Origin of the sequence: Streptomyces sp. NPDC041068 (assembly GCF_040647455.1) — a bacterium.
Classification (GTDB): Bacteria; Actinomycetota; Actinomycetes; order Streptomycetales; family Streptomycetaceae; genus Streptomyces.
The window spans coordinates 164,508-184,691 of sequence record NZ_JBEZCG010000016.1 but is presented as its reverse complement, the minus strand read 5'-3'; the positions used below and the strand labels follow the sequence as shown (position 1 = coordinate 184,691).

General features: G+C 70.7%; 15 protein-coding genes. 4 read left to right on the top strand and 11 right to left on the bottom strand.

Going from position 1 to position 20,184, the window contains the following annotated elements; genetic code table 11:
* Positions 1–191: 191 nt before the first annotated feature.
* On the top strand, positions 192–1,886 hold the full coding sequence (locus tag AB0B50_RS32955) for a sodium:solute symporter family protein (RefSeq protein WP_362339473.1): 1,695 nt from the start codon (positions 192–194) through the stop codon (positions 1,884–1,886).
* A gap of 22 nt (positions 1,887–1,908) precedes the next feature.
* Positions 1,909–2,190 (top strand): hypothetical protein, encoded by a 282-nt coding sequence (locus AB0B50_RS32950; RefSeq protein ID WP_362339472.1) that lies wholly within the window; start codon positions 1,909–1,911, stop codon positions 2,188–2,190.
* Positions 2,191–2,227: 37 nt separating this feature from the next.
* On the opposite strand, the gene AB0B50_RS32945 is transcribed toward AB0B50_RS32950, so the two are convergent.
* From AB0B50_RS32945 to rsmI, 11 genes are all read right to left on the bottom strand, one after another.
* Positions 2,228–2,953, bottom strand: coding sequence for a LuxR C-terminal-related transcriptional regulator (locus AB0B50_RS32945; RefSeq protein ID WP_362339471.1), 726 nt, complete (start codon positions 2,951–2,953; stop codon positions 2,228–2,230).
* Positions 2,954–3,174: 221 nt separating this feature from the next.
* Entirely contained in the window at positions 3,175–5,073 is a 1,899-nt protein-coding gene (locus AB0B50_RS32940) for a PQQ-binding-like beta-propeller repeat protein (RefSeq protein ID WP_362339470.1), read from the bottom strand.
* Between the two features lie 62 nt (positions 5,074–5,135).
* Complete coding sequence (locus AB0B50_RS32935; RefSeq protein ID WP_362339469.1) at positions 5,136–6,917, bottom strand: PQQ-binding-like beta-propeller repeat protein; 1,782 nt, start codon at positions 6,915–6,917, stop codon at positions 5,136–5,138.
* Positions 6,918–7,075: 158 nt separating this feature from the next.
* Positions 7,076–8,893, bottom strand: coding sequence for an ABC-F family ATP-binding cassette domain-containing protein (locus tag AB0B50_RS32930; protein WP_362339468.1), 1,818 nt, complete (start codon positions 8,891–8,893; stop codon positions 7,076–7,078).
* A gap of 31 nt (positions 8,894–8,924) precedes the next feature.
* Positions 8,925–10,301 carry an acyltransferase gene (locus AB0B50_RS32925; RefSeq protein WP_362339467.1) on the bottom strand — a complete coding sequence of 459 codons (1,377 nt, stop codon included), beginning with the start codon at positions 10,299–10,301 and terminating at the stop codon, positions 8,925–8,927.
* A 68-nt stretch (positions 10,302–10,369) separates the two neighbouring features.
* Positions 10,370–11,263 (bottom strand): 4-(cytidine 5'-diphospho)-2-C-methyl-D-erythritol kinase, encoded by an 894-nt coding sequence (locus AB0B50_RS32920; protein ID WP_362339466.1) that lies wholly within the window; start codon positions 11,261–11,263, stop codon positions 10,370–10,372.
* On the bottom strand, positions 11,260–12,126 hold the full coding sequence (rsmA, locus tag AB0B50_RS32915; RefSeq protein WP_362339465.1) for a 16S rRNA (adenine(1518)-N(6)/adenine(1519)-N(6))-dimethyltransferase RsmA: 867 nt from the start codon (positions 12,124–12,126) through the stop codon (positions 11,260–11,262). Before rsmA ends, AB0B50_RS32920 begins: the two co-directional genes overlap by 4 nt.
* Before the next feature lie 345 nt (positions 12,127–12,471).
* Positions 12,472–14,001 carry a ubiquitin-like domain-containing protein gene (locus tag AB0B50_RS32910; protein WP_362339464.1) on the bottom strand — a complete coding sequence of 510 codons (1,530 nt, stop codon included), beginning with the start codon at positions 13,999–14,001 and terminating at the stop codon, positions 12,472–12,474.
* Between the two features lie 135 nt (positions 14,002–14,136).
* Positions 14,137–15,006, bottom strand: coding sequence for a TatD family hydrolase (locus AB0B50_RS32905; RefSeq protein ID WP_362339463.1), 870 nt, complete (start codon positions 15,004–15,006; stop codon positions 14,137–14,139).
* A 33-nt stretch (positions 15,007–15,039) separates the two neighbouring features.
* Positions 15,040–15,465, bottom strand: a complete 426-nt coding sequence (locus AB0B50_RS32900) for a hypothetical protein (protein ID WP_362339462.1) — start codon at positions 15,463–15,465, stop codon at positions 15,040–15,042.
* A gap of 199 nt (positions 15,466–15,664) precedes the next feature.
* On the bottom strand, positions 15,665–16,561 hold the full coding sequence (rsmI, locus tag AB0B50_RS32895; protein WP_362339461.1) for a 16S rRNA (cytidine(1402)-2'-O)-methyltransferase: 897 nt from the start codon (positions 16,559–16,561) through the stop codon (positions 15,665–15,667).
* Positions 16,562–16,623: 62 nt separating this feature from the next.
* Here rsmI and AB0B50_RS32890 point away from each other — a divergent pair, with 62 nt between their 5' ends.
* Both AB0B50_RS32890 and AB0B50_RS32885 read left to right on the top strand, forming a co-directional pair.
* Positions 16,624–18,363, top strand: coding sequence for a phospholipid carrier-dependent glycosyltransferase (locus AB0B50_RS32890; RefSeq protein WP_362339460.1), 1,740 nt, complete (start codon positions 16,624–16,626; stop codon positions 18,361–18,363).
* 133 nt (positions 18,364–18,496) lie between these two features.
* A complete protein-coding gene (locus tag AB0B50_RS32885) occupies positions 18,497–20,137 on the top strand; it encodes a penicillin-binding transpeptidase domain-containing protein (protein WP_362339459.1) in 1,641 nt (546 codons plus the stop codon).
* Positions 20,138–20,184 lie beyond the last annotated feature (47 nt).

Below are 20,184 nucleotides of genomic sequence, written 5' to 3'. Positions count from 1 at the left end.
GCACATAACAAATCACAAGCCAACAGCACAGTCAATGCCCGCGATCCCACCGCACTGCTCCCGCACTCCACCCGGGCCCCCGGAAGGCTCGATCACAATCAAACAAAGAACACCAACAGAACTGTTCAGTTATTGAAGCAGGGGGCGTAGGTTCCGGTCTGATCCGTTCGCGCAACGAAGCGAGTTCCTCCATGCAGTCCCCCACTCAAACCCTGGCCGAGGGGCTTCGGCTGCCCACCAACGGCCTCGACTACGCGATCCTCGCGATCTACTTCGCGGTGGTCCTCGGCATCGGATTCGCCGCCCGACGCTCCGTGAGGACGAGCCTCGACTTCTTCCTCTCAGGCCGCTCACTGCCCGCCTGGGTCACCGGTCTCGCCTTCGTCGCCGCGAACCTGGGCGCCACCGAGATCCTGGGCATGGCCGCCACCGGCGCGCAGTACGGCGTCGCGGTCGTCCACTGGTACTGGATCGGCGCCATCCCGGCGATGGTCTTCCTCGGCCTCGTGATGATGCCGTTCTACTACCGCAGCAAGGTCCGCTCCGTCCCGGAGTTCCTGCTCCAGCGGTTCGACAAGTCCGCGCATCTGCTCAGCTCGGCGCTCTTCGCCTTCGCGGCGATCCTCATCGCGGGCGTGAACCTCTACGCCCTCTCGATCGTCGTCGAGGCGCTGCTCGGCTGGCCGCAGTGGGTGGCGATCGTCGTCGCGGGCCTGTTCGTGCTCGCGTACATCACGATCGGCGGCCTCTCCTCGGCGATCTACAACGAGGTCCTGCAGTTCTTCGTGATCCTCGCCGCGCTCATCCCGATCTGCGTCATCGGCCTGAAGAAGGTCGGTGGCTGGGACGGACTCACCGGCTCCATCGAGAAGCAGCACGGCGAGAACTTCATGACCGCCTGGGGCGGCACCGGCATCGGTGACGCCAACCCGCTGGGCGCCAACTGGCTGACCATCATCCTCGGCCTCGGCTTCGTGCTCTCCTTCGGCTACTGGACGACCAACTTCGCCGAGGTGCAGCGCGCGCTCTCCGCGAAGAACCTGAGCGCCGCCCAGCGCACCCCGCTGATCGCCGCCTTCCCGAAGATCTTCATCGTCTTCCTGGTGATGATCCCGGGCCTGGTCGCCGCCGTCCTCGTCCCGAAGATCGGCACGGCGGGGTCGGGCCTGACGTACAACGACGCGATCCCTTATCTGATGCAGGAGTTGCTGCCCAACGGCGTCCTCGGCATCGCGGTCACCGGTCTGCTCGCCGCGTTCATGGCGGGCATGGCGGCGAACGTCTCGTCCTTCAACACCGTCTTCACGTACGACATCTGGGCCAAGTACGTGATCAAGGACCGCGAGGACGTCTATTACCTGCGGTTCGGGCGGCTCATCACGGCGATCGGCGTGCTCGCCTCGATCGGCACGGCGTTCATCGCGTCGAGCTTCTCGAACATCATGGGGTACCTGCAGACCCTGTTCTCCTTCTTCAACGTCCCGATGTTCGTGGTCTTCATCATCGGCATGTTCTGGAAGCGGGCCTCGATGAAGTCCGGTGTGTGGGGCCTGCTCGCGGGCACGACCGCCGCGATGGTGAACTACTTCTGGATCTACAAGCAGGGCGTCATCGACATCCCGACCGACCAGGGCGCCAACTTCGTCTCGGCGATCGTCGGCTTCGTCGCCGGTGCCGTGGTGATGGTCGTCGTCACGCTCTTCACCGCCCCCAAGCCGGAGGCCGAACTGGCCGGTCTGGTCTACGGAACGGCTTCGCCGGGTCTGGAGGGCGAGGACGACAAGGACGCGGCGGAGGGCGACGACGCGTGGTACCGCAGGCCCGCCCTGCTCGGCTGGGGCGCCATCGTACTCGCCGCCGCCTGCTACCTGCCCTACTCGCTCTAGCCCCGATCGGAGGACCGACACCATGTCCGAGCTGCACAACGAAGTCTCCGAGCTGGAGCGCAAGTCCGCGACAGCCGCCCGCCTCTTCGACATCCGGCGGATCATCGGCGGCCTGTTCGTCGTCTACGGCATCATCGTGACGATCGCCGGCATCACCGCGTCCGACGCCGACCTGAGGAAGGCCGAGGACATCAACATCAACCTCTGGACCGGCCTCGGCATGCTGGCCCTCGGCCTGTTCTTCCTGGGCTGGCTCTGGCTGCGCCCATCGGCCGCGCCCGCCGATGAGGCAGAGGACGACTGACCCACGAGTGGCCAATTCGCCCGTACGGGGCCCGAGTTCACTGCGGTGGCTCAGGCCCCGACGTCATGTCCGTGTTGTTGTTCGCGTAGGACGACGTCGGACGCTCGGCGCGCTCCAGGAGGCCCGTGCGCGCGGCGAGGGCGGCGGCCTCCAGGCGTGAGCCGACGCCCAGCTTCATCAGGACCCGCTGCACATGCGTGCGCGCCGTGCTCGGGGCTATCCCCATCCCGGCGGCGATCAGCCGGGTGTCCTCGCCGTCCGCGACCCGCACCAGGACCTCGACCTCGCGCGGCGTGAGCATCTGCAGGAGACGCTGGCCCTCGTCGTCGGGCTGCGCGGCCGGGTTGAGCAGCTCGCTGAAGGCGCCCTGCAGCAACTGGGGCGCGACGGCGGCCTCCCCGGCGCGCGCCTTCATGATGGCGCGCTCCACTCCTTCGATGCGCTCGTCATGGCGTACGTATCCGGACGCGCCGGAGGCGAAGGCCGCGGCGATCCCGCGCGGGTTCGGCACCGGGCCGAGCACCACGACCGCCACCTGCGGGCGCTCCCGCTTGATCTTCACGACCGGGTCGAACATGCCCGGCTCGGCCGGTGTGGCCGTGCCGAGGAGACAGACCTCGGGCGCTCTGCTGATGACCAGTTCCGCCGCGCCCGCGGCGGGCGCCGCCGCGGCGAGCACCCGGTGCCCGCGCAGCTTCAGCGCCGAGGCGAGCGCCTCGGCGAGCAGTCGGTGGTCGTCGACCACCATGAGCCGCACACCCATAGCAACCCCCCAGTTCCCCCAGGCCCCCCGGCCCTCCATCTCCCGGAAGCTACACGCTTGTTCGACGTTGCGCGCCCCCTACCGGCCAGAAGCGGCTCGGAATGCCGAAATCCCGTCTATTCAGGGGTGATGGGGAGCAGCAGGTGGTACAGATACGACGACGGCCGCCCCCTCGAGCTCCGAGGGGACGGCCGCCATGCGTGGACCTGCGGATACGGTGCCTACTTCGCGACGAAGCCGATCGCCACGTACTCCTTCTCGTCCTTCGAGTAGGGCTTGCTCAGCAGCTTCTTGCCGAGGAACAAGTGCCCGTTCCCGTAGAGGAGTTCGTTCGACTTCGGGACCATGCCGCTGATCGCGTCGGTGACCGCCTCGGAGCTCGGGGTCTCCAGGAGCTTGGTCTCCTTCATCGTCTTGCCGTCGAGCGAGACGATCTGGGCGCCCTTCTGGTAGCCGTGCGCCTTGTACGCGATGACGTTGCCGCCGTCCATGCGGACCGGGAAGATCTCGCCGTTGTCACCGGCGACCGCGCGGTCGCTGGTCGGCTTGCCCGTGGCCAGCGAGAAGGACACGATCTCGTTGGTGCGGTTGTAGCTCTCGCCGCTGCCGTCGTGCTGGCGGGTCGGGACGTAGAGCCGGTCGTTGCCGACGACGATGGCCCTGCAGTCGTTGACCATGTTGACGCCGCAGTCGTGGTCGTACTTGCCGTCCTCCAGGGAGATCTTGGAGCGCAGCTTGCCGTTGCTGCCGATGGCGAAGACGTCCGTGACGCCGGACGCGGTGATCTCGGTGGTGTCCTGGCCGAAGACGACCGGGTTCGTCGAGATGATCTTGGCGTTGTCGATGCCGTCGGCGAGCGGGTACGTCCACTTGTCGTCGCCGGTCTTCGGGTCCAGGAGCTGGACCTTGTACTGGTAGTCGCCGTACGAACCGCACTTGCGGACCGCGACCAGCTGGTCCCCGCCCGCGTAGCCGACGTCCTCGCACTTGCCGACCTTCGGCGACCACAGGGACTTGCCGGTGACGTCCCAGGCGGCGCCGCCGCTGGAGGTGCCCGCGCCCGCGGCGATCGTGGTGCCCGAGATGGTGACTTCCTTGAACGTCGCCTTCACGCCGTTGGCCTCGGCGCTCTCGGTCCAGAGCTTCTTGCCGGACTTGAGGTCAATCGCGGAGACGTTGGTGCACTGCTGGTAGTCACCCTTCTTGTTCCGCTTGGCCTCTTCGGTGACGACCGCGGCGATGCCGTCCTCGGTGACCTCGCGCGACATGGCGCAGGTCATGCCGGAGAGCGGGACCGTCCACTTCTTCTTGCCGGTGTCCGGGTCGTAGCCGTTCAGCTCGTTGATGCCCGCCTTGGCGTAGACGTCATCGGTCAGCACGGAGCCCGTGGCGGTCCAGATCTGGTCCTTGGGGATCTCCGGCTGGGGCAGCTGCATGAGGACCTTGGCCGTCGTGTTCGACGGGGCCTTCTCCTTGGCCGGGCCCTGCTCGGGCAGCGATTCGCCGCCCTTGCCGCCCTCTTCGCCGCCCTTGCCGCCCTTTCCGTCCTTCTCGCCGGAGCCCTGCGAGGTGGTCTTGGAGTCGTCGTCCTTCGTCGAGGCGTAGAAGACACCGCCGCCGACGATCAGCGCGATCGCGGCGACCGCCGCGATGATGATCGTCATCTGGCTGCTGATCTTCTTGCCGCCCCCGGCACCGGCCGCGGGCTGCGGCTGCATCGGCATGGTGGGCGGCTGCTGGTACCCCTGCTGGTACTGCGGCTGCGCGGGCTGCGTCGGGTAGCCGTAGCCCTGGGGGGCCTGCGGTGCCTGCGGGTAGCCGTAGTTGGGCTGGCCCGCCGGGGGTGCGGGCGGGGCCGCGGGAGGCGGCGTCTGCGGCGGCTGGCCGGGCGGGGCCGGAGGCTGCGCGGGCGGCGGCGTCTGCGGGGCCGGGGGCTGCTGGCCCGGGGCAGGCGGCTGCTGCGGGTAGCCGTACGACGGCTCCGGGGCCTTGCCGAAGCCGCCGGGCGGCGGGGACTGCGGGGCGCCGAAGCCGCCGGCCGGGGGCTCCTGGGGCGCGCCGAAGCCGCCCTGCGGGGGCTCGTTCGGGGGCTGCTGCGGTGGCTGGGGCGGCTGGGTCATGACGTCGTCTATTCCTTGGGGACGAGAGCGGTCGAGAGGGTCGTACTAAGCGGCGGGGCAGGTCACTTGCCGTAGGCGAGCATCAGCTTCGACTGGCCGGACGAGCTCATGATGCTGGTGGTCGAGATGTAGAAGCGCCCATCCACGTAGTCGACGTCCTTCGAGTAGAAGCCGCTCTCGATCTGCGAGGTGCCCTTCGGGTGCTGCAGGAGGGTCTTGGGCTTGTGCGAGCCCGACGTCGGGATGGAGACGACGCGGCCGCCGGAGTCGTACGACGGAGTGACGTACGCGATGATCGAGCCGCCCTCCATCTTCAGCGGCAGCATCGTTTCCTCCATCGGCGACTTGGTGCGCCAGGCCTCCTTGCCGGTGTCGAGGCTGATCGCGACGACCTCGTTGGCGCCGCTCTTCTCGTCGGTCGGCAGATAGAGGTTCTTGTCGTCGGACGTCACGCCCAGGCAGCCGCCCAGCTCACGACTGAGCACCGAAGTGTCGCACTGCGGCGCGAAGTTGTCGTCGATGCTGACCTCGGAGCGCGTCTTGTCGCTGTCCTCCTTCAGCACCGTGATGTTCCACTGCTTCTTTTCCGGGTTGCTGAGGTACACGATCGTCGGGCTGACGCCGTAGACCTTGCCGATGCGCCAGCCCTTGGGGAACTTCTTGGTCCACAGGGCGCGGCCGGTCTTCGGGTCGAGCTGCTGCAGCTCGTCGTGTTCGTTGTCCGTGCTCGCGCCGCAGGACAGGGCCATGATCAGCTTCTCGCCGCCGGCGAAGCCGTTGGGGAAGCAGGTGCCCTCTTCCTTCTTGTCCGCGACGTAGAGCTTCTTGCCGTCGCTCATCCGCAGCGCCGTGCCCGACTGGTCGCGGCCGACCATCAGGATGTCGCCGACGAGGACGAGGTGGGTCTGCAGCGCGAAGTCGAAGAGACCCTCCTCCTTGACCGGCTTGCCCCAGCCCCTGTCACCCGTCGCCAGGTCGACGACCTGGAGCTGGTTGCACTTGGCGTTGGACTTGGTGCCTTCCTTGTACGCCACGACGATCTTGCCGTCGTCGGTGGCCGTCTTGGTGGCGGCACAGATCTTCTGCGGGAAGGTGATGGCCTTCCACGCGGTCTTGCCGGTCGTGACGTTGTAGGCCAGGAGCTGCTTGTACGCGGCCTTGACCACGATGTCGTCCTTGACCCACATGCCCGGGGCGTCGCCGCCGGAGCCGGGGACCTTCGGCGCCTCCTTGTACCAGAGCACCTTGGCCTCGCCGGCCTGGCGGCCCTCGTTGAGGTCTTCCTTGCCGTCGTAGCCGTCGCCGCTGCCGTCGCCCGGGTTGACCGGGGCGGAGGCGCTGGGCTTGGGGTCCTTGTTCTTCGCCTCGGACTTCTTCTTGCCCTCGTCGTCACCGCCGCCGACGACGGCCCAGGTGACACCGCCCGCGACGAGCAGCGCGGCCACGGCCGCGGCGCCGATCACCAGCATCTTGTTGCGCTTGCCGCTGCCGCCTCCGCTCGCGCCGGGGCCCGCGGGGAACTGCGGCTGCGTGGGCGGCTGCTGCTGGTAGCCGTACTGCGGCTGGCCGCCGTAGGGGCCGGGCTGCTGCGGCTGGGCGTAGGGGCCCGGCTGCTGCGGCTGGGTCGGCTGCGCGTACGGGTTGTCGGACGCGGGCGGCGGGGTCTGCGGGTAGCCGTAACCGGGCTGGGGCTGCCCCGGCTGCGGGGCGGCGGGCGGCGGGGCCTGCGGCGGCTGACCCGGCTGCTGCGGTGGCTGACCCGGTGGCTGCGGCGCTCCCGCGTTCCGTGGATCCTGCGGAGCTCCGTGGCCGCCGTGCGGCGGCTGGTTGGGCGGCTGAGTCATCAGCGCTTCCCCCTTCACTGATTTTCGGCACGCCAAGTGGTGCTCTCAGGTCAGCCTTTCTATCACCCTGACCCCGTACCACACGGGGCCGGTCCTTCCCCTGTTCCCAAGGGAGGACCGGCCCGTGATGCGTCCGTTACGCGAGCTCCACGGGAGCTCTACGCGTCCTCCGCCAGCTCCAGCCAGCGCATTTCCAACTCCTCGCGCTCCCCGATCAGTTCACGGAGTTCGGCGTCCAGTTTGGCCACCTTTTCGAAGTCCGTGGCGTTATCGGCGATTTGGGCGTGGAGCTTGGCCTCCTTGTCGGAGACCTTGTCCAGCTGCCGCTCGATCTTCTGCAGTTCCTTCTTGGCGGCGCGCGCGTCGGCGGCGGAGACGGTCTTCGCCGCGGCGTCCTGCACGGGCGCGGCCGCGGGCACCGACGCGGTGGTGGCGGCCTCGGCCATCCGCTGCCGCCGCTCCAGGTACTCGTCGATGCCGCGCGGCAGCATCCGCATCGTGGCGTCACCCAGAAGCGCGAACACCTTGTCCGTCGTCCGCTCCACGAAGAACCGGTCGTGGGAGATCACGACCATCGAGCCGGGCCACCCGTCGAGCACGTCCTCCAGCTGGGTCAGCGTCTCGATGTCGAGGTCGTTGGTCGGCTCGTCGAGGAAGAGGACGTTCGGCTCGTCCATCAACAGGCGCAGCAGCTGCAGCCTGCGCCGCTCACCACCGGACAGGTCGCCGACCGGCGTCCACTGCTTCTCCTTGTTGAACCCGAACGTCTCGCAGAGCTGCCCCGCGGTCATCTCCCGGCCCTTGCCGAGGTCGACGCGCTCGCGGACCTGCTGCACGGCCTCCAGGACCCGCAGCGTCGGCTTCAGCTCGGCGACCTCCTGCGAGAGGTAGGCCAGCTTCACGGTCTTGCCGACGACGATCTTCCCGGCCGCGGGCTGCACGTCGCCCTCGCTGCGCGCCGCCTCGGCCATGGCACGCAGGAGCGAGGTCTTGCCCGCGCCGTTCACGCCGACCAGGCCGATGCGGTCGCCGGGGCCGAGCTGCCAGGTCAGGTGCTTGAGCAGCATCTTGGGCCCGGCCTGGACGGACACGTCCTCCAGGTCGAAGACCGTCTTGCCGAGCCGGGTCGTCGCGAACTTCATCAGCTCGCTGGTGTCCCGCGGCGGCGGCACGTCGGCGATCAGTTCGTTGGCGGCCTCGATGCGGAACTTCGGCTTGCTGGTGCGGGCGGGGGCGCCGCGCCGCAGCCAGGCCAGCTCCTTGCGCATGAGGTTCTGCCGCTTGGTCTCCTCGGTGGCCGCGATGCGCTCGCGCTCGGCACGCGCGAAGACGTAGTCCGAGTACCCGCCCTCGTACTCGAAGACGGACCCTCGCTGTACGTCCCACATGCGGGTGCACACCTGGTCCAGGAACCAGCGGTCGTGCGTCACGCAGACGAGCGCGGAGCGCCGCGCCCGCAGGTGGCCGGCCAGCCACGAGATGCCCTCGACGTCCAGGTGGTTGGTCGGCTCGTCGAGCACGATCAGGTCCTGCTCGGCGATGAGCAGCTTGGCCAGCGCGATGCGGCGCCGCTCACCACCGGAGAGCGGGCCGATGACGGTGTCGAGGCCCTGCGGGAAGCCGGGCAGGTCGAGCCCGCCGAACAGCCCGGTGAGGACGTCCCTGATCTTGGCGCTGCCCGCCCACTCGTGGTCGGCGAGATCGCCGATGACCTCGTGCCGGACGGTGGCCTCGGGGTCCAGGGAGTCGTGCTGGGTCAGCACGCCGAGCCGCAGCCCGCCGTTGTGCGTGACCCGCCCGGTGTCGGCCTCCTCCAGCTTGGCGAGCATCCGGATCAGGGTGGTCTTCCCGTCGCCGTTGCGCCCCACGACGCCGATCCGATCCCCCTCGGACACGCCGAGTGAGACGCCGTCGAGCAGGGCACGGGTGCCGTACACCTTGCTGACTGCCTCGACATTGACCAGATTGACGGCCATTTCACTCCTGACAGGGGGGATGGATCGACCCTCAAGCGTAGTCGCCTGCGCGGGTGACCCCTCGGCGGTGGGTGCGCCCGCGGCCCGCGCGCTCCACGAGCAGCCATCCCGCCAACGCCATCCCCACCGCGACCGGCGCCGTCACGTGCACCGCGATCAGCAGGGCGGTACGTCCCTCCAGGAGCCCGCCGAAGCCGACCATCGACAGGCCGAGCACGCCGAAGAGGCAGAGCGTGACGCCGACCGCGGCCGCCGGGCCCGACACCGAGCCGCCGCCCTGCCCGGTCTCCCGCGCCGCCCCCGGCCGTTCGAAGCGGCGGAAGGCCGCGACGAGCATGGCGGTGAGCGCGGCGGCCGCCGCCATCCGCGGCGGCACCTGCGCCCACCAGGCCGCCGACGCGGGCTCCGGCAGCGGGACGTCGAGGGCGAGCAGCATCCCGTACACCCCGAGCATCGCGGTGAGGTGCCACAGGAACGCCGTCATGGAGATGCCGTTGGCCGCCACCACGCCACGCCACACCCGCGGCCGGGCAAGCCACCGCGTCGCGGGGGCGCGCAGCAGCTCGACCGCGCCGACCAGCCACAGGCCGTGGCAGAGCAGGGCGAAGGTGGGCGGCGCCATGTTCGAGACGCGCTCGCCGGGCATCCCGACCATGGAGAGGGGGTACGGGCCGAGAGCCACGAGCAGCGAGACCCCCGCGAGCCCCGCGCCCGCCAGGACGTACGGCATCCGCACCCGCAGCCGCCCGTCCGCGCGCAGGAAGCCCAGCTGGTGCACCGCGAGCCACACGAAGGCGAAGTTCAGGAACTCCACGTACGGCACGCCGAACGCGAAGCGCGCCAGGTCCACGGCGCCCGCGGCCGCCACGAGCGCGCCGAACGCGCCCCACCCCCAGCGCTCGTGCAGCCGCAGCAGCGGCGGTGTGAAGGCGACCATCGCCAGATAGATGCCGATGAACCAGAGCGGCTGGGCGACGAGCCGCAGCGCGACATCGAGCAACCCGCCGCCCTGCCCGCCGAGTTGGAGGATCAAGGCACCCGCACCCCACACCCCTATGAACACCATGGTGGGCCGCAGCAGCCGCTGGAGCCGCGCCCGCAGGAAGGCCGAGTACACGGGGCGCCCCTCGGACCTGCGGCTGAGGGAGCGGTAGGAGAGCGCGTGCGAGAAGCCGCCGACGAAGAAGAAGACGGGCATGATCTGCAGCGCCCACGTGAGGAGTTGGAGCTCGGGGACAACGGCGAGGAGGTTGCCGACCTCCGCACCGCCGTCGTCGCCGACGGTCACGGCGGCCATCAGCCAGTGCCCGAGCACGACCGTGCCGAGCGAGGCGACCCGCAGCAGGTCGATGTACCGGTCACGCCCGGAGGGCGTCTGCTCGGCCAGTTCGCGAACGCTTGATCCCATGTACGTACGGTCGCGCGCCGCCCCGCCGCGGCGTCAGCGCCCGCGTACTCAGATCCGCGGCTGAGTACCTAGAGCAGCATGGCGCCCGGAGCGGGAGATTCCGCGACGCGTGCCGCTCGGCAGGTGCCGGACGCGAGGAGCGCGTCCGCCACGCGCCGCGCGGAGGCGGCGTCCGCCGTGAGGAACGCGGTCGTCGGCCCGGACCCGGAGACCAGCGAGGCGAGCGCGCCCGCTTCGGTTCCGGTGGCGAGGGTGTCGCGCAGCGAGGGAAAGAGCGAGAGGGCGGCGGGCTGCAGGTCGTTGGAGACCGTGGCGGCAAGCGCCTCGACGTCGCCGTCGCGCAGGGCGGCGAGCAGGGCGGGGGACGCCTCGGGGGCGGGCGCGACGGGCGTGAGCCGGTCGAACTCGCGGTACACGGCGGGCGTGGAGAGCCCTCCGTCGGCGACGGCGAACACCCAGTGGAAGGCGCCCCCGACGTCCAGCGGCTCCAGCTTCTCGCCCCGCCCGGTGCCGAGCGCGGCGCCGCCGACCAGGCTGAACGGCACGTCGCTGCCCAACTCGGCGCAGATGTCGAGCAGTTCGCCATGCGAGGCCCCGGTCCCCCACAGCGCGTCGCACGCCACGAGCGCGCCGGCGCCGTCGGCACTGCCGCCCGCCATGCCGCCCGCGACGGGAATGTCCTTGGCGATGTGGAGGTGCACGTCGGGAGCGATGCCGTACCGCGCGCCGAGCAGCTCGGCGGCCCGAGCGGCGAGGTTCGTACGGTCGAGAGGCACCTGGTCGGCACCCGGCCCCTCGCACGTCACCGTCAGCTCGTCGGCGGCGGTGACCGTGACCTCGTCGTAGAGCCCGACGGCGAGGAAGACGTTGGCGAGGTCGTGGAACCCGTCGGCGCGGGCGGCGCCCACCGCCAACCGCACATTGACCTTCGCGGGAACCCGCACCGTCACGCTCGCGCTCACGCGCCGGCCTCCTTGTGCTCGGCGATGCGGGCGAACTCCTCCACGGTCAGGGCCTCGCCGCGCGCCTGGGGCGAGACCCCGGCGGCGACCAGGGCGGCCTCGGCCGCGGCGGCGGACCCGGCCCACCCCGACAGCGCGGCCCGCAGGGTCTTCCTGCGCTGCGCGAAGGCGGCGTCGACGACGGCGAAGACTTCCTTCTTCGAGGCACTGGTCTTGACCGGTTCCTCGCGCCGCACCAGCGAGACGAGCCCCGAGTCGACGTTCGGCGCGGGCCAGAAGACGTTCCGCCCGATGGATCCCGCGCGCTTCACATCCGCGTACCAGGCGGCCTTCACGGACGGCACCCCGTACACCCGGGAGCCGGGTCCGGCGGCGAGCCGGTCGGCGACCTCGGCCTGCACCATCACGAGGGTGCGCTCGATGGTCGGGAAGGTGTCGAGCATGTGCAGCAGGACGGGAACCGCCACGTTGTACGGAAGATTCGCGACGAGGGCGGTGGGCGCGGGCCCGGGGAGCTCGCTCACGAGCATGGCGTCGCTGTGCACGAGTCCGAAGGAGCCGGCCTTCCCCGGCAGGCGGGCCTCGACGGTCGCGGGCAGAGCCGCGGCGAGGACGTCGTCGATCTCGACCGCGGTGACGTGCGACGCGGTCTCCAGCAGGGCCAGGGTCAGGGACCCGAGGCCAGGCCCCACCTCGACGACGACGTCGTCCGGGCGGACCTCGGCGGTGCGGACGATGCGCCGTACGGTGTTGGCGTCGATGACGAAGTTCTGACCGCGCTGCTTGGTCGGGCGTACGCCCAGGGCAGCGGCCAGCTCGCGGATGTCGGCGGGGCCGAGGAGGGCGCCGTGCTCAGTGCTCACCGCACCAGGTTACGGGGCCTGGAGTGGACCCCTGGTTACTCGGTGCTCGGCGGTATCCCCTGTTCCGCCGCTGCGCGGCGGCCGTCTCCCACCCACCCGCCCGTTCACCCGGCAGCAGACTAGTGCGAGTAGGAGCAGCGGGCGGGCGGGAGAGCAGGCCCGCGCGGGCAGCGGGCGGGGGGACAGCAGACTCCTGCGGGCAGCGGGCAGGGGGGGGACAGCAGGCTCGCGCGGGCAGCGGGCGGGGGGGGGGACAGCGGGCCCGCGCGGGCAGCGGGCAGGGGGGACAGCAGGCTCGCGCGGGCAGCGGGCGGGCGGGAGAAGTGATGGGTTCGGTCTCAGCTCCTACCCGTGCAAACGCCGGCCGCAGTGCGGCCACGGGCTCGCGCCTCGCTGGACGTACAGCTTCTTCGCGCGGAAGGTCTGCTCCGCCGCCGGGGCGTCCTGCGGGCGGCCCGAGCCGCCCAGGCCCTGCCACGTCCGGGTGTCGAACTGGTACAGGCCGCCGTACGTCCCCGAGCCGTCCACCGCGTTCGGCCGCCCGCCCGACTCGCAGTGCGCCAGCGAACCCCAGTCGAGCCCGTCCGCCCCCGCCACCGACGTGGGCATCTGCTTCGTGCCGACCCTCACGACCTGCTTCCGCGGCTCCCGCACCACCTCGGACCTGATCCGCCGCGGCTTCTGCTTCACGCCGTTGACGGTCCGCAGCGCGTACGTGACGCGCCGCACACCTTGCTGCCCCGCCTGCACCACGACCTCCGTGCCGCGGAACAGCGACGCGTCCTCGGTCTTCTCCACGTCGAAGGCGATCGGCTCCTCCCGCACCTCCTTCGTCCCGGTGACCCGCATGACGGTGACGGTCTGTCCGTCGCGCGGAAAGCTGCCGAGGGCGACCGAGGTCGTGTCCTGCCCCCGCAGCGTCACCCCGGACTCCGCGACGGCCTCCCGCACGGTCGCCGCGTTCGTGCGGATGGTCCGCTCCCTGCCGTCCGCCATGATCCTGACGGTCCGCTCCGTACGGACGTTCAGATCGAGCCCGTCCCGGTCGATCCGCCGGCTGCGCGAGGCCGACAGATGGGCGCCCTCCGCCCGCACCCCGAGCTGCCGCAGCGCCCCGTCCACGGTGCGGGCGGTGGTCCACACCTTGCGCCGCTCCCCGTCGAGGGTGAGGTGGACGGGCCTGCCGTAGCGGACGGCGATCTCGTCGCCGCTGGCCAGGACGGTCCCGGCCGCGGGCGCCACGATGTCGTGGGTGCCGACGTCCACGCCCTCGTCGGCGAGGAGCTCGCCCACGTCGTCGGCGAAGGTGTGCAGCGTGCGCGGCTTGCCGTCGACGATGAGCTGCACGGCCTTGTCGTTGGCGACGAACGCGGAGGTGCCGCCCGCGAGGAAGGCGACGACGAGGGCCTGCGGCAGCAGCCGCCGCATCGCGTCGGGCCGCTCGGCACCCGCCGCCCCGTCCACCCGGGACGAGGTCTTCCTGCGCCGCGCGGCCCGCCGCGCCTCGGCCCGTCCACCGGAACGCGGCCCGGCGGACGCGGCGGACGCGGAGGCGGGCGACTGCCGGGGAAACCGCGCTTCGGCGGCTTCCGACGCGGCGCCCGAAACGGCTTCCGACGCGGCTCCCGGGGTGGCTCCCGAGGCGGCCTCCGCGACCGCCTCGTACGCGGGCCGATACGTGTCCTCGTACGCAGCCTCGTACGAGGACCCGCCTCCGTACGCCGACGAACCCTCGTACGACGCCGAGGCCCCGTACGACGACCCCCCGTACCCACCGGCCCCGCCCTGGTACGACGACGCACCCGGCCACCCCTCATAGGGCGTCTCGTACGCCCCATAAGACGTCTCGTACGTCTCGTACTGCGAATTGCTCACGACGACGCTCCAGGGTTCCGGTCCGGGCGGACAGAACCTAGCGGAGCTCTCGTCACTCTCCAAAGCGGCATGGCTACGCTGTGTCGCTGCGTTGCCCTGGACTGTGCCCCTGAACTGGACCGGTGTCGTTATCCGTCAGTAATCAAAGGCGCGCGCCGTGTTGACGGAGACCGCCTCCGCCATGGCGTCCTCGCCGATGCCACGGACCTCGGCCATGGCCCGCACCGTGACCGGAATGAGATACGGCGCGTTGGGCCGTCCGCGGTAGGGCGCGGGGGTGAGGAACGGCGCGTCCGTCTCCACCAGGACGAGTTCGAGGGGCGCGACGGCCAGCGCGTCCCGCAGCCCCTGCGCGTTCTTGAAGGTGACGTTGCCGGCGAAGGACATGAAGTACCCGTGCTCCGCGCATACTTCCGCCATCGCCGCGTCACCGGAGTAGCAGTGGAAGACGGTGCGCTCGGGGGCGCCCTCCTCCTTCAGGACCCGCAGCACGTCCTCGTGCGCCTCACGATCGTGGATGACCAGGGCCTTGCCGTGCCGCTTGGCGATCTCGATGTGGGCGCGGAAGGACCGCTCCTGGGCGGCCATGCCGTCGGGCCCGGTGCGGAAGTAGTCGAGGCCCGTCTCGCCCACGCCCCTGACGTGCGGCAACGCGGCGAGATGGTCGATCTCGGCGAGCGCCTCGTCGAGCGCGGCGTCACCGCCCGCCTCGCGCGCGCCCTGCCGCGACCAGCCATCGGGATCGCCGTGCACGATCCGCGGCGCCTCGTTGGGGTGAAGCGCGACCGCGGCGTGGACGCTCTCGTACGACGCGGCCGTCTGCGCGGCCCACTGCGAGCCGCGCACGTCGCAGCCCACCTGCACGACGGTCGTCACACCGACGGACGCGGCCTTGGCGAGGCCCTCCTCCACGGTGCCCGACTGCATGTCGAGGTGGGTGTGCGAGTCGGCGACCGGTACCCGCAGAGGTTCGGGGAGCGGCGGCGCAGCGTCTTTGTCAGCCATGCCGCGATCCTACGAAGACCCCCGCGGGGCGTCTCACCCCGCCTTGCGGTGGAAGACGTGCAGCAGGTCCGAGAGGTGCCAGTGGTGGGGGTGCTCCTCCTTGGCCGCCGTGCCGCCCGGCTCTCCCTCGTCCTGTGCCGGCTTGGTCCCGCCCCGCGAGGACGGCACCCGCTCGTGCTGCCGACGCATCATGTCGAGCACCGACGACACCTGCCCTGCCCGCATGATCCGCACGACATGGCCACCGCAGTTCAGGCACGTGGGGCGGGTCAGCGGTGACGGCACGTGCCGGCCGTCCGCCAGGTACATCACGAATTCCTGACCCGACGCGTCCACGTGGTGCTCGATCTCGTACGACTGCTCCCAGCCGTGCCCGCACCGCATGCAGGCGAAGGCGTACGACTCGTGAACGACGCTGATCGCCGTCGTGGTGTGGCCGGTGTCTGCGATCTCACTCATGCCAGCTGCTCCTCTTGCCCGAGGGACAAGCACTACCGGGGTTCGGGGGTTCGTCCCGGACCGGAAGCGTGGGGACGGGTGCGTCCCTTCAACCAGTGGACGCCTTTCCCGGAGCGAGCGCATCAGTCCTGTCGAGCATTGGAGCCGATTTGGCCTTTCCTTAGGAAAGAGGCCTGGTGCGCGGCCCGCGCTTTGCCTTTCACGATAGTCCTTTGCCCTCCGATGGGCTGCCCCGATCCGCATTCTTTGCCGCCACGACGGCATCGAAGACCTCGCGTTTGGGAAGGCCCGCCTCCGCCGCGACCGCGGCAATGGCCTCCTTGCGCCGCTCGCCCGCCTCCTCGCGCACCCGCACCCTGCGCACCAGCTCGTCGGGGCCCAGTTCCGCGGCGCTCTTCTCGGGGGCGCCCTCGACGACGACGGTGATCTCGCCGCGCACGCCGTCGGCCGCCCACTCGGCGAGCTCCTTCAGCGAACCGCGCTTGACCTCCTCGTACGTCTTGGTGAGCTCGCGGCAGACCGCGGCCCTGCGCTCCTCGCCGAACGCCTCGGCCATCGCGGCGAGCGTGTCGTCGATGCGGTGCGGGGCCTCGAAGTAGACGAGCGTCCTGCGGTCCTCCGCGACCTCCTTCAGGCGCGAGAGCCGCTCGCCCGCCTTGCGCGGCAGGAACCCCTCGAAGCAGAAGCGGTCGACGGGCAGCCCCGAAAGGGCGAGGGCGGTGAGCACCGCGGAGGGGCCCGGCACCGCGGTGACGCGCACGTCGCGCTCCACGGCGGCCGCGACCAGGCGGTAGCCGGGGTCGGACACCGACGGCATGCCCGCGTCGGTCACGAGCAGCACGCGCGCGCCGCCGACCAGGGCCTCGACGAGCTCGGGCGTGCGCGCCGATTCGTTGCCCTCGAAGTACGAGACGACCCGGCCGCCCACCTGCACGCCGAGGGCCTGGGTGAGCCTGCGAAGGCGCCGGGTGTCCTCGGCGGCGACGACGTCGGCCGACGCCAGCTCGGCGGCGAGCCGCGGCGGTGCGTCGGCGACATCACCGATGGGGGTGCCCGCGAGGACCAGGGTTCCGGGGGAATCAGCGCTTCCTGTCACGGATCCATCCTCGCAGGGCCCACGGGCGGGACTCGCACAGTCTGGTTCCCTACGATGGCGCGGTGACCAGTACCGCGTCTTCCCCGGACACCCGCCAGGGCCCGCCGGCCGAGGAGCAGCAGCCCTCCTGGCAGGGGCGGCTGCGCCGATTCGGCTACGTGGCGCGGCCCAGAGAGGACGTCACGGCACGCCTCGTCCCTCCGTACACGGAGCCGAGCCCCCGTCTGTGGATGACGCTCGGTCTGTCCAAGCCCGCCGCCGACCAGGTGGTGCGCTGGTCCGGCTGGGTCGGTCCACTGCTGATCGCGCTGGTCGCCGGTCTCACCCGGTTCTGGAATCTCGGCAGTCCCAAGGCCGTGATATTCGACGAGACGTACTACGCGAAGGACGCCTGGGCCCTCATCCACCGCGGCTTCGAGGTCAACTGGCCGGAGAAGATCAACGACGACGTCCTGCGCCAGGGCAGCGACATCGCGATCCCGCACGACGCGGCGTACGTGGTGCACCCGCCGATCGGCAAGTACGTGATCGGGATCGGCGAGTGGCTGTTCGGCTTCGACCCGTTCGGCTGGCGGTTCATGACGGCGGTGCTCGGCACGCTGTCGGTCCTGATGCTGTGCCGGATCGGGCGGCGGCTCTTCCGCTCCACGTTCCTGGGGTGCCTCGCGGGCGCGCTGCTCACGGTGGACGGCCTGCACTTCGTGATGAGCAGGACCGCGCTGCTCGACCAGGTCCTGATGTTCTTCGTGCTCGCCGCCTTCGGGTGCTTCCTGATCGACCGGGACAAGGCGCGCGCGCGGCTCGCGGCCGCCCTGCCCACCGACGAGGACGGGCGCGTACGCCCGGACGCGTACGTCGCCGAGACGGTGCGCCTGGGGTGGCGGCCGTGGCGGTGGGCGGCCGGTCTCTGCCTGGGCCTCGCCTTCGGGACCAAGTGGAACGGCCTGTACGTCATGGTCTTCTTCTGCTTGATGACCGTCTTCTGGGACGTCGGCGCGCGCCGGGTGGCCGGGGCGGTGCGGCCCTACCGCGCGGTCCTGAAGCGGGACGTGCTCCCGGCGTTCGTGTCGACGGTGCCGGTGGCCGTCACCGTGTACGTGGTGTCCTGGCTCGGCTGGATCCTCTCGCCGACGGACGGCACCGGCGGCTACTACCGCAACTGGGCGGCGACCGACGGGCAGGGCGGCAACTGGACCTGGCTGCCGGACTGGGTGCGCAGCCTGTGGCACTACGAGCACGCGGTCTACGAGTTCCACGTCGGCCTGTCATCGCCGCACACCTACCAGTCCAACCCGTGGAGCTGGATCGTCGACGGCCGCCCCGTCTCGTACTTCTACGAGTCGCCGCTGCCCGGCAAGGACGGCTGCCCGGCCGGCACCACGGAGAAGTGCGCCCGCGAGGTCCTCGCGCTCGGCACCCCGATGCTGTGGTGGGCGGCGGCCTTCGCGCTCCTGTACGTCCTGTGGCGGTGGGTGTTCCGGCGCGACTGGCGGGCGGGCGCTGTCGTGTGCGGGGTCGTGGCGGGCTATCTGCCCTGGTTCTTCTACCAGGAGCGGACGATCTTCTACTTCTACGCGGTCGTCTTCGTCCCGTTCCTGTGTCTCGCCCTCGCGATGATGATCGGCGCGATCCTGGGGCCGCCGGGATCGAGCGAGCGGCGCCGTGTCGTGGGCGCCGCGGGTTCGGGCGTACTCGTTCTCCTCATCGTCTGGAATTTCATCTACTTCTGGCCGATCCACACGGGCACCGCGATCCCGATCGATTCCTGGCGGTCGCGAATGTGGCTGGATACGTGGGTGTGATTCGTGGATGTAATACATCCCACGGACACCTTCGGATAACGGCAGGCCCACGCGTCACTCCACCCCCTTAGGGTTCTGGGCGAACAACCTTCCCGAATGCATTCGGGAAGGCTCCTGGGGAGGGGAGCGCGTCATGCGCAAAGGAGTAAAGGCCGCATTGGTCGGCGGGGTCTTCACCGTCATGGTGGGGGGCGCCGGATACGGCGCGTACAACCTGGTGAACGGCGTCACCGGAGGCGGCGGTTCGGCGGGCGACGGGCCCACGGCCGTGAAGACGGGACCGCCCACGAGCGGCGAGGTCGAGGAGACCGCGCGGAAGTTCCTCGCGGCATGGGCCGACGGCGACGCCCGGCAGGCCGCCGCGTACACGGACAACGCGGAGGCGGCCTCGCTCGCCCTGGCCGGCTACCGCGAGGAAGCGCACCTGACGAAGGTGAAGCTCACGCCGAAGAAGGCGTCCGGCGCCCGTGTGCCGTTCTCCGTGTCGGCGACGGTGTCGTACAAGGGCAGGAGCAAGCCCCTCGCATACGACTCCGAACTCACCGTCGTGCGGGGCAGGACGACCGGCCGCGCGCTCGTCGACTGGCGCCCCACCGTCGTGCACCCCTCCCTGGAGAAGGGCGACACCCTGGTGACGGGCGAGGCCGCGGCGCCGCCCATCCAGGCCGTCGACCGCGCGGGCACGGTCCTGACCAAGAAGGACTACCCCTCGCTCGGCCCGATCCTGGACCAGCTGCGGGCGAAGTACGGCGACACTGCGGGCGGGACGCCGGGCGTGGAGCTGTATGTCCGGCACGAGAACTCCGAGGACACGGCCGCGGGCACCCGCACGCTGCTCACCCTCGCCAAGGGCAAGCCCGGCAAGCTGCGCACGACGCTCAGCGCGGGCGTGCAGAAGGCCGCCGAGCGGGCCGTCCTGCGCAACGACGACTCGTCCGTGGTGGCGGTGAAGCCGAGCACCGGCGAGATCCTCGCGGTCGCCAACAACCGTGAGGACGCGTTCAACGCGGCGTTCCTCGGCAAGGTGGCCCCCGGCTCGACGATGAAGATCCTCTCGGCGGCGATGCTCATCGACAAGGGCGTCACCAAGGCGGGCGCCGTCGCGCCGTGCCCGGCATCCGCGACCTGGCAGAGCCAGACGTTCAAGAACCTGACGGGCATGACGCCGAACGAGTCCGCGACGTTCTCGGAGAGCTTCGCGCGCTCCTGCAACACGACGTTCGTGAAGCTCATCGACGAGGACGGCGTCACGGACGAGTCCCTCACCGAGGAGGCACAGCACAACTTCGGCCTCGGCCAGGGCAACTGGAAGGTCGGCGTGCCCTCCTTCGAAGGCTCCGTACCCGCCTCGCCGGGACCCGACCGCGCGGCCAACGCGATCGGCCAGGGCCAGGTCCAGATGAGCCCGCTGAGCATGGCCTCGGTCACGGCGACCGCGATGACCGGCACCTTCCGGCAGCCGGTGATCGTGCCGAAGTCCCTGGACGACCGCGAACTGGCCACCGCGCGCGGCCTGTCCGCGTCCACCGTCCAGCAGCTGCGCCAGATGATGAACCGCACGGCGGTCAGCGGCACCGGGGCGCGCACCATGGCGGGGCTCGGCGCGGACATCGGCGCGAAGACCGGTTCGGCCGAGGTCGACGGGCAGGAGAAGTCGGACAGCTGGTTCACCGGCTACCGGGGCGATGTCGCGGCCGCCGCGATGTCGCAGCAGGGCGGGCACGGCGGCGACGCGGCGGGGCCGATCGTGGCCGAGGTGCTGCGGGCAGGGTAACGGCCTGTCAGAAGGCTCGCCCGGCCGGGCGACGAAGTGGTCAAGGG